This is a genomic window from Pseudonocardia sp. SID8383 (assembly GCF_009864975.1).
Taxonomy (GTDB): domain Bacteria; phylum Actinomycetota; class Actinomycetes; order Mycobacteriales; family Pseudonocardiaceae; genus Pseudonocardia; species Pseudonocardia alni.
Map to the genome: position 1 here is coordinate 1 of NZ_WWFY01000481.1, position 9,269 is coordinate 9,269.

A 9,269-nucleotide genomic window follows, 5' to 3' on the forward strand; every position below is an offset into this window, starting at 1 on the left:
GCCGAGCATCTTGCGCAGCCGCCGGGCGTACTCGACGAACTCCGCCGACCCCGCGACGACCGACCCGACCGGCGCGCCGAGCCCCTTGGACAGGCACACCGCGACCGTGTCGGCGCCGACGGTCAGCGCGCCCGGCGGGACCCCGAGCGCGACCGCGGCGTTCCACAGCCGGGCGCCGTCGAGGTGCACCGAGAGCCGGGCGGCCCGCGCCGCGGCGGCGACGGAGGCGTGCTCCTCCGGTGCGGTCACGGTGCCGCCCGCGGAGTTGTGGGTGTTCTCCAGGCACAGCAGCACCGGGCGCAGGGAGGCGTAGAAGCCGTCGTCGGCGGCGGCCCGGCGCACAGCGGACGCGGTGACCTTGCCGGGGCCCGCGTCGTGCGGCAGCGGCCGCGGCATCCCGCCGGCCAGCCACGCGGCCGTGCCCAGCTCGAAGTCGAGCACGTGCGCGCCCTGGGGGGCGAGGAAGGAGTCACCGCGGCCGAGCCTGCTCATCAGCGCGATCAGGTTCGCCATCGAGCCGGTGGGCGTCCACAGCGCGTCGGCGGCGCCGAGCAGGCCGGCGACCCGTTCCTCCAGCTCGCGCATGGTGGGGTCGCCGTCGAGCACGTCGTCGCCGACCTCGGCCTCGGCCATCGCCCGGCGCATCGCCTCGGTCGGCAGCGTGACGGTGTCCGATCGCAGGTCGACGGGCTCGCCGGGGGCCGGGGCGGCCGCCGCCCCGCGCGCACCACCGCGCGGTGACCAGCGGCTTCTGGGTGACGGACGCACACCACCAGTGTGTTCCATCCCCGCGGCGGTGAGAACGGCAGGGTCACGAAACGGTCACGGTCACCCCGTCCGACCTGGGTGTCGAGTCCGGTATCTCACTCGTCCGGACGGGCCCCGTCTTGGCACTATGTGGCGATGGCGGCCCCGAAGCAGACCGAGAAGGGTGAGCGTCGCCGCGCCCTGCTCGTCGCGGCGGCCGCGGAGCTGCTCGCCGAGAGCGGGTTCGACGCGATCCGGCACCGAGCCGTCGCCGAGCGCGCCGGGGTGCCGCTGGCGGCCACGACCTACTACTTCTCCTCGCTGGAGGACCTGGTGTCCGCCGCGCTCGACCGGCTCGCGCACACCGAGCTGGCCGACGCCCACGACTGCCTCGCCCGGCGCGACGACCCGGCCGAGATCGTGCTCGACCTGCTCCTCGGGCCGCGCTCGCGCACCGACGGCCTCGACGCCGTCCTGGGCCGGTTCGAGCGGCTGATCGGGTCCGGCCGGCGCCCGTTCCTGGCCGGGCTGCTGCGCGCCCAGCGCGTCGAGTTCGACGCCCTGCTCGACGAGGCGCTCACCCGCGCGACCGGCCGTCGCCCGGGGCCGGGGGAGGTTCGCAGGCTCACCGCGCTCGTCGACGGCGTCGTGCTCACCGCGCTGATCGAGGCCGACCCCGACCCGCGCGCGGTCGGCCGGAAGGCGCTCCACGAGGTGCTGGAGTCCCTGCCCCGGGTGTGAGGCCGCGCTCCCGCCGGTCACAGGGCCCCCACCAGCCATTATCATCGCGCCACGTGATTCCCAACGTGCTGGCCGCGCGCTACGCGAGCCCCGAGCTGGTCCGCCTCTGGTCTCCGGAGTACAAGATCCAGCTGGAGCGACGGCTGTGGATCGCGGTGCTCCGCGCCCAGCGCGACCTCGGCATCGAGGTGCCGTCGTCGGTCGTCGACGACTACGAGGCCGTCGTCGAGCAGGTCGACCTGGGCTCGATCGCCGCCCGCGAGCGCGTCACCCGGCACGACGTGAAGGCCCGCATCGAGGAGTTCAACGCCCTCGCCGGCCACGAGCACGTGCACAAGGGCATGACCAGCCGCGACCTCACCGAGAACGTGGAGCAGCTGCAGATCCGGCTGTCGCTGGAGCTCGTCGCCGACCGGACCGTCGCGGTCCTGGCGCGGCTCGGGCGTCGCGCGTCGGAGTACGCCGAGCTGGTCATGGCCGGGCGCAGCCACAACGTCGCCGCGCAGACCACCACCCTGGGCAAGCGGTTCGCCTCCGCCGCGGACGAGCTGCTCGTCGCGCACGCCCGGCTGGAGGACCTGCGTTCGCGCTATCCGCTGCGCGGGATCAAGGGCCCGATGGGCACCAGCCAGGACATGCTGGATCTACTGGGCGGCGACACTGAAGCCTCGGTGAAGCTCGACGAGCTGGAGCAGCGCGTCGCCACCCACCTGGGGTTCGCCGAGGCGTTCACCAGCGTCGGGCAGGTCTACCCGCGCTCGCTCGACCACGACGTCGTCACCGCTCTGGTGCAGCTGGCGGCGGCGCCGTCGTCGCTGGCCACGACGATCCGGCTGATGGCGGGCGCCGAGCTCGCCACCGAGGGCTTCGCCCCCGGCCAGGTCGGGTCCAGCGCCATGCCGCACAAGATGAACGCGCGTTCCGCGGAACGCATCAACGGCCTCATGGTGATCCTGCGCGGCCTGTCGGTCATGACCGCCGAGCTCGCCGGCTCCCAGTGGAACGAGGGCGACGTCTCCTGCTCGGTGGTGCGCCGCGTCGCACTGCCGGACGCGTTCTTCGCCCTCGACGGCCTCTACGAGACCACGCTGACCGTGCTCGACGAGTTCGGCGCCTACCCGGCCGTGATCGCCCGCGAGCTCGACCGCTACCTGCCCTTCCTCACCACGACCGCGGTGCTGATGGCCGCCGTCCGCGCCGGGGTCGGCCGGGAGACCGCGCACGAGGTCATCAAGGAGCACGCGGTCGCCGTCGCACTGGCGATGCGCGAGCAGGGCCAGGCCGACAACGACCTGCTCCAGCGTCTCGCCGGCGACGACCGGCTCGGCCTGCCCGCCGGCACGCTGGACCGGCTGCTGGAGGACCCGCTGCGCTTCACCGGCGCCGCGTCCGCGCAGGTCGCGGCGGTCAACGAGAAGATCGCGGCGATCACGGCGAAGCACCCCGAGGCCGCCGCCTACACCCCCGGAGGGATCCTGTGAGGCTCGTCCACTCCGGCAAGGTCCGCGAGCTCTACCTCGACGAGTCCCGCGACCCGGCCCAACTGCTGCTCGTGGCCTCGGACCGGCTGTCGATCTACGACGTCGTGCTCCCGACGCCGGTCCCGGACAAGGGCGCGATCCTCACCGCGCTGTCGCTGTACTGGTTCGAGCGCACCGGCGACCTCGTGCCCAACCACGTCATCGGCACCGACGACATCCCCGACGGGTTCGCCGGGCGCGCCGTCCGCTGCCGTCCGCTGGAGATGCTGCCGGTCGAGTGCATCGCCCGCGGCTACCTCACCGGGCTCGGGCTGAAGGAGTACCAGCGCACCGGCGCCGTCTCCGGCGTCACGCTGCCCGCCGGCCTGGTCGAGGGCTCGAAGCTCCCCGAGCCGATCTTCACCCCGACCACCAAGGCGCCGGTCGGTGAGCACGACGAGTTCATGACCTTCGACGACGTCGTGGCGCAGCTGGGCGTCGACACCGCGGCCCGGCTGCGGGACCTGACCCTGGAGGTCTACCGGCGCGGCGCCGAGTCCGCGGCCGAGGGCGGGATCATCGTCGCCGACACCAAGCTGGAGTTCGGCCGGGACACCTCCGGCGAGATCGTCCTCGGTGACGAGGTGCTCACCCCGGACTCGTCGCGGTTCTGGCCCGCCGACTCCTACGAGCCCGGCCGGGTCCAGTTCTCCTTCGACAAGCAGTACGTCCGCGACTGGTCCGCCGGGCTGGACTGGGACCGCACCGCCCCCGGCCCCGAGGTCCCCGACGAGGTCGTGAAGGTCGTCCACGACCGCTACGCCGAGGTCTACCGCCGCATCACCGGCACCCCCTGGGTGTCGCCCACGGCCTGACCCCGGCCGCACCCACACCCCTTGTCCGGCATTCACACCCCTCTCGACGGGTGTGGACGTCGGACAAGGGGTGTGAACGTCGGGTGTGATCGGCTCGTCGACGGGACCGGTCGTGCGGCACGCCCTTCTGGGCCGAACCCGCTTACCCGGTAAGCGAGTTCTCGGCCGACCACAGCGGACCGTGGAACGGTCGTCCGGGCGGCGGTCCGACCCGAGCGCCCGCCCTCCGGAATCCGCTTACCGGGTAGGCAGATCGGCGGACGGGCAGAAGCTCGGTGTGGCGGCGCAGTGTGCTCCCGTGTGCCGAGCCGGCCGGCGACGCCTACTCGGAACCGGGTGGATGACGCGGTCTGCGATCACGAACATGTGCTGCCCCGCCGTCCGACGTCGTCGGTGGGTCAGACGGGGCCGAGGGCGTCGAGCAGGGCCTGGGCGGTCGGGGTGTCGGTCACCAGGCGGTTGAACAGGCCCGCCCGCGCCCCGCCGACGATGCTCGGCACCTTCTCCTCCCCGACGGCGACGGCGATCGTCCGCGGCACCCGTCGCAGTTGCTCCGGGGAGATCCGCACCATCCGGTCGCTGCCCGGGAAGGCGATCGGGCGGCCGTCGGCGCGGTAGAAGTTCAGGCAGACGTCGCCGACGCCGTCCTGGAGGCCCTCGTCGTCGAGCGGGACCGAGGTCGAGATCGACGCGCGGCCCGCGGGCGGGGCGCCGACACCGACCAGCGCGGCCTGTGCGCGCATCCAGAACCCGGTGACCCGCCGGAACTCCGGGTCCTCGGCGAGCGTGCGGCTCATCGCCGGTGACGGCATGGCCTGGGTGAACAGGAAGTGCGGGCGTCCGTGTCCGCGTTCGGCGACCGACCGGACGATCTCGTTGGTCTGGTGCCACGCCTCGGGTTCGGCGACCCCACCGACGGTCGGCACGATCTCGCAGCCGGCCAACGCGGGCAGCGTGGTGTGGCTGAGCTCCCACACGGTGCGCCCGGAGGAGACGAGCAGGACGTCACCGGCGCGCAGCCCGGCCTCCCGCAGCGCCTCGCCGACCGGCTCGGCGAGCGACTGACCGAGGTCGGTGGCGGGGCGCGGGGCCAGCCACACGCGGTCCAGCCCGAGCGCGGCGGCGAGCCGGGGTGCGTCGTCGCCACCGGTGTGCAGCGAGTCCGGGTCGTGCACAGTGATCTGCACGATCCCGACCCGGCGGGCCTCGGCGAGCAGCCGGGAGACGGTCGGACGCGACACGGTGAGCCGGTCGGCGATCGCGGCCTGGTTGAGCTCGTCGACGTAGTACAGCCGCGCGGCCCGGTGCATCAGCCCCAGGTCGCGCCGGGAGACGTCGTGCGGCGCCATCGCCACCTCCTCCGCCGGTCCGGATCCGTACCAGTCAAGCGTACTGCACGTTTGTTCAAGTCGGAACCGATGTGTTGACGAATGTTCACACCGGAACGCATGCTCAAGGCCAGTCGCATGCAGCACCCCGCATGGCACCAACGGAGGTTTCGCCGTGGGAGAGAACATCCCGACCCGGATGCAGGCGGTCGTCGTGCACGGCCCCGAGGACTACCGGCTGGAGGAGGTGGACGTCCCCCGGCCCGGCCCCGGCGAGCTGCTGATGCAGGTCGAGGCCGTCGGCGTGTGTGCCAGCGACCTGAAGTGCTACCACGGCGCCGCGAAGTTCTGGGGCGACGACAACCGGCCCGCCTGGGCCCAGACCGGTGTCACGCCCGGTCACGAGTTCGTCGGCCGGATCGTCTCCGGTGACGACGAGGGCCTCGCCCTGCACGGCGTGTCCGTCGGCGACCGCGTCGCCTGCGAGCAGATCGTCCCGTGCGAGCAGTGCCGCTACTGCCTGCGCGGCCAGTACTGGATGTGCGGGCCGCACGACATGTTCGGCTTCCGGAACTTCGACGGCGCGATGGCCCAGTACATGCTGGTCCCCACCCGCGCCCGGGTGCACCGGGTCTCACCGGACCTGGAGCCGCAGCACGCCGCGTTCGCCGAGCCGCTGTCCTGCGCACTGCACGCCGTCGAGCGCGCCACCATCACCTTCGACGACGTCGTGGTCGTCGCCGGGTGCGGCCCGATCGGCCTCGGCCTGATCGCCGGCGCCCGCGCGAAGAACCCGCGCCTGCTGATCGCGCTCGACCTCGACGACGAGAAGCTGGAGCTCGGCCGCCGCACCGGCGCCGACCTCACGATCAACATCTCCTGCGAGGACGCGGTCGCCCGGGTCAAGGAGCTCACCGACGGCTACGGCGCCGACGTCTACCTGGAGGGCTCCGGCGCCGTCCCGGCCGTCGCGCAGGGCCTGAACCTGCTGCGCAAGCTCGGCACCTACGTCGAGTACTCGGTGTTCGGCTCCGAGGTCACCGTGGACTGGTCGATCATCTCCGACGACAAGGAGCTCGACGTCCGCGGCGCCCACCTCGGCCCGCACTGCTGGCCCGCCGCGATCAAGATGCTGGAGGACGGCAAGCTCCCGATCTCCGACATCTGCACCCACCAGGTGCCGCTCGCGGAGTTCCAGAAGGCCCTCGACCTCGTCGGCGACACCTCCGGTGCGTCGGTCAAGGTCTCGATCCTCCCGAACGCCTGAGGGGTCGACGATGAGCAGCGCCGCTCCGCAGCACGAGACCTTCCTCGACCGCATCGGCATCCCGCACTCCCTGCGCTGGGGCTTCCTCGGCGTGCTGGTCTTCATGACCGGCAACGGGACCGAGTCCAACTTCATCTCCCCGCACATCGAGGCGGTGCTCGGCTCGCCCGAGGCGACCGTCGCGACGATCATCACCGGCTACAGCCTGGCCGTGCTCGTCGCCAGCTATCTGTCCGGCGCGCTCGCCGACCTGTGGGGCCCGCGCCGCGTCATGACCCTCGGCGTCGCCGTCTGGGTCGTGTTCGAGGTGCTGTTCCTGCTGAGCCTGCAGATCGGCAGCCTCCCGCTGGTCGCCGCCACCTACTTCCTGCGCGGCTTCGGCTACCCGCTCTTCGCGTTCGCGTTCCTGGTGTGGATCAACGTCGTCACGCCGTACTCGCGCAACGGCGTCGCCGTCGGCTGGTTCTACGTCATGTTCACCGGCGGCCTGCCCACCCTGGGCTCGCTGTTCGCGCTCGGCATGATCCCGGCCTTCGGCGGGGGCACCGGCGGCGAGACCGCCGCGATGGTCGGCTCGACCGCGCTCGTCGTCGCCGGGTACCTGATCGCCCGCTTCGGGGTGCACGAGCCGCACGCCACCCGTCGGCTCGCGCCGGCCGGGGAGACCACCGGCCAGGTGCTCAGCGCCGGGCTGCGGCTCACCGCGGCCAACCCGAAGATCCTCATGGGCTTCCTGGTCCGGCTGATCAACACCGCGCCGCAGTACGGCATGTTCATCATCCTGCCGACGGTCATCGCGGTGGACCTCGGCTGGGGCCAGAGCCGCTGGCTGACCATGACGGTGTTCGTCTACGCGACGAACATCCTGGTCAACGCGGTGTTCGGGGCCGTCGGCGACCGGTGGGGCTGGCGCCGCACGGTGCAGTGGTTCGGCGTCTTCGGCTCCGCCGTCGGCCTGCTGCTGTGGTGGTACGTCCCGCAGCTCGTCCCGGCCGGCTCGACCTGGGGCTTCTGGGTCTCGGTCGCCGCGGGCTGCGTGTTCGGCTGCCTGCTCGCCGGGTTCGTCCCGATGGGCGCGATCATGCCCGCGCTCGCACCCGACCACAAGGGCGCCGCGATGGCCATGTACACCACCGCCGCCGGCGGCGCGGCCTTCCTCGGTTCGGGCGTCGTCGCCCTGATGCTCGCGCTCGGCACCGGCAACGTCGGCGTCGTGTGGGCCTTCGTCGCCCTCTACGCCGCCGCCTTCGTGATGGTCTCGTTCCTGAACGTCCCGCAGGACGACCCGCAGCTGCGCGAGACCGCCGCCACCACGGTGAGGGAGACCTCGTGACCAGGATCTTCGACGACCCCGCCGAGTTCGCCGACGACCAGCTCGCCGGCTTCCTCGACCTCTACGCCGACCGTGTCCGAGGGGTGCACGGCGGCGTGGTCGCCCACCGTGGCGACGGCGACCCGCAGGTCGCCGTCGTCATCGGGGGCGGCTCCGGCCACTACCCGGCGTTCTGCGGGACGGTCGGGCCGGGGATGGCGCACGGCGCCGTCGTCGGCAACATCTTCACCTCGCCGTCGGCGGCCCAGGCGTACTCGGTCGCGAAGGCCGCCGACCAGGGCCGCGGTGTGGTCTTCAGCTTCGGCAACTACGCCGGCGACACGATCAACTTCGGGATCGCGGCCGACCGGCTGCGGGCCGAGGGCATCGACACCCGCATCGTGGTCGTCACCGACGACGTCGCCTCCGCCGAGGAGGAGTCGCGGCGCCGCGGGATCGCCGGCGACTTCACCGTGTTCAAGGCGATGGGTGCCGCCGCCGCGCGCGGCGCGGACCTCGACGAGGTCGAGCGTCTCGGCCGCGCCGCCAACGCCGCCACCCGCAGTCTCGGCGTCGCGTTCACCGGCTGCACGATGCCCGGCGAGGACGAGCCGCTGTTCTCGGTGCCCGAGGGGCATCTCGGGCTCGGCCTGGGCATCCACGGCGAGCCCGGCATCCGCGACGTCCCGATGCTGCCCGCCCGCGAGCTGGCGGAACTGCTGGTCGACGATGTCCTGAAGCACGCACCGGCGGGCGCCCCCGGCCGGGTCGGGGCGATCCTCAACGGGCTGGGCACCACGAAGTACGAGGAGCTGTTCCTGCTGTGGCGCCACGTCGCGCCGCGGCTGCGCGACGCCGGGTACGAGATCGTCGACCCGGAGGTCGGCGAGCTCGTGACCAGTCTGGACATGGGCGGCTGCTCGCTCACCCTGATGTGGCTCGACGACGAACTGGAGCCGCTGTGGCGGGCGGACGCCTACACCCCCGCCTACCGCAAGACCGCCGCGCCGCTGGCGGCGCTGCGCGAGCCGACCGCCGACGAGCTCGCCGAGGCCGACGCCGTCGTCACCGCACCCGCGGCGAGCGACGCGGCCCGGGGCCTCGCGGGCACCGTCCGCGCCGCGCTGGCCGCGGTGGAGTCGACGATCCGCTCCCACGAGCACGAGCTGGGGAGGATCGACGCCGTCGCGGGCGACGGAGACCACGGCCGCGGCATGCTCAAGGGGATCACCGCCGCTACCGCCCGGGTCGGCGAGCTCGGTGACGACGTCGGCGGCGGCTGGGTGCTGCAGCAGGCCGGGCAGGCCTGGGCCGAGCGCGCCGGCGGCACCTCCGGGGTGCTGTGGGGCGCAGCGCTCGAGGCGCTCGGGCGGCACCTCGGCGACACCGCCGCGACCTATCCGGCCGCGACCGTCACCGCCGGGGCCCGCGAGTTCGCCACGACGATCCAGCAGCTCGGCGGGGCGCAGGCGGGGGACAAGACCCTGCTCGACGCGCTGCTGCCCTTCGTCGAGGAGCTGGAGCGCCGGGTCGGCGGCG

The 9,269-nt window shown here is 73.0% G+C and carries 8 protein-coding genes; 6 read left to right on the forward strand and 2 right to left on the reverse strand.

Annotated elements, in window-relative coordinates; genetic code table 11:
• Window positions 1-681, reverse strand: a 681-nt coding sequence (locus GTW08_RS11760; protein WP_255497550.1) for a threonine aldolase family protein, incomplete at its 3' end; no start/stop codon positions are given.
• 222 nt (window positions 682-903) lie between these two features.
• On the opposite strand from GTW08_RS11760, the gene GTW08_RS11765 reads away from it, so the two are divergent.
• Genes GTW08_RS11765 through GTW08_RS11775 form a run of 3 tightly spaced genes read left to right on the forward strand, consistent with a single transcriptional unit; the run spans window position 904 to window position 3,823 of the window.
• Window positions 904-1,488 (forward strand): TetR/AcrR family transcriptional regulator, encoded by a 585-nt coding sequence (locus GTW08_RS11765; protein WP_073575818.1) that lies wholly within the window; start codon window positions 904-906, stop codon window positions 1,486-1,488.
• A 53-nt stretch (window positions 1,489-1,541) separates the two neighbouring features.
• Window positions 1,542-2,969 (forward strand): adenylosuccinate lyase, encoded by a 1,428-nt coding sequence (gene purB, locus GTW08_RS11770; protein ID WP_217266897.1) that lies wholly within the window; start codon window positions 1,542-1,544, stop codon window positions 2,967-2,969.
• Window positions 2,966-3,823, forward strand: coding sequence for a phosphoribosylaminoimidazolesuccinocarboxamide synthase (locus GTW08_RS11775; protein WP_073575820.1), 858 nt, complete (start codon window positions 2,966-2,968; stop codon window positions 3,821-3,823). Before purB ends, GTW08_RS11775 begins: the two co-directional genes overlap by 4 nt.
• 398 nt (window positions 3,824-4,221) lie before the next feature.
• Here the strand turns inward: GTW08_RS11775 and GTW08_RS11780 are convergent, their stop codons facing one another.
• A complete protein-coding gene (locus tag GTW08_RS11780) occupies window positions 4,222-5,172 on the reverse strand; it encodes a sugar-binding transcriptional regulator (RefSeq protein ID WP_073575821.1) in 951 nt (316 codons plus the stop codon).
• Window positions 5,173-5,326: 154 nt separating this feature from the next.
• Between GTW08_RS11780 and GTW08_RS11785 the strand changes: the two genes are divergently transcribed.
• The 3 genes from GTW08_RS11785 to GTW08_RS11795 form a co-directional block, all read left to right on the forward strand.
• Window positions 5,327-6,418, forward strand: a complete 1,092-nt coding sequence (locus GTW08_RS11785; RefSeq protein ID WP_073575822.1) for an alcohol dehydrogenase catalytic domain-containing protein — start codon at window positions 5,327-5,329, stop codon at window positions 6,416-6,418.
• Between the two features lie 10 nt (window positions 6,419-6,428).
• A complete protein-coding gene (locus GTW08_RS11790) occupies window positions 6,429-7,751 on the forward strand; it encodes an RbtT/DalT/CsbX family MFS transporter (protein ID WP_073575823.1) in 1,323 nt (440 codons plus the stop codon).
• On the forward strand, window positions 7,748-9,269 hold a 1,522-nt coding region (locus tag GTW08_RS11795), incomplete at its 3' end, for a dihydroxyacetone kinase family protein (RefSeq protein WP_161151913.1). The genes GTW08_RS11790 and GTW08_RS11795, both read left to right, overlap by 4 nt.

Excerpts from the sequence above, each read along its gene's own strand:
- GTW08_RS11765 (WP_073575818.1), top strand. The coding sequence starts at position 904 with ATGGCGGCCCCGAAGCAGACCGAGAAGGGTGAGCGTCGCCGCGCCCTG.
- GTW08_RS11780 (WP_073575821.1), bottom strand. The coding sequence starts at position 5,172 with ATGGCGCCGCACGACGTCTCCCGGCGCGACCTGGGGCTGATGCACCGG.
- GTW08_RS11790 (WP_073575823.1), top strand. The coding sequence starts at position 6,429 with ATGAGCAGCGCCGCTCCGCAGCACGAGACCTTCCTCGACCGCATCGGC.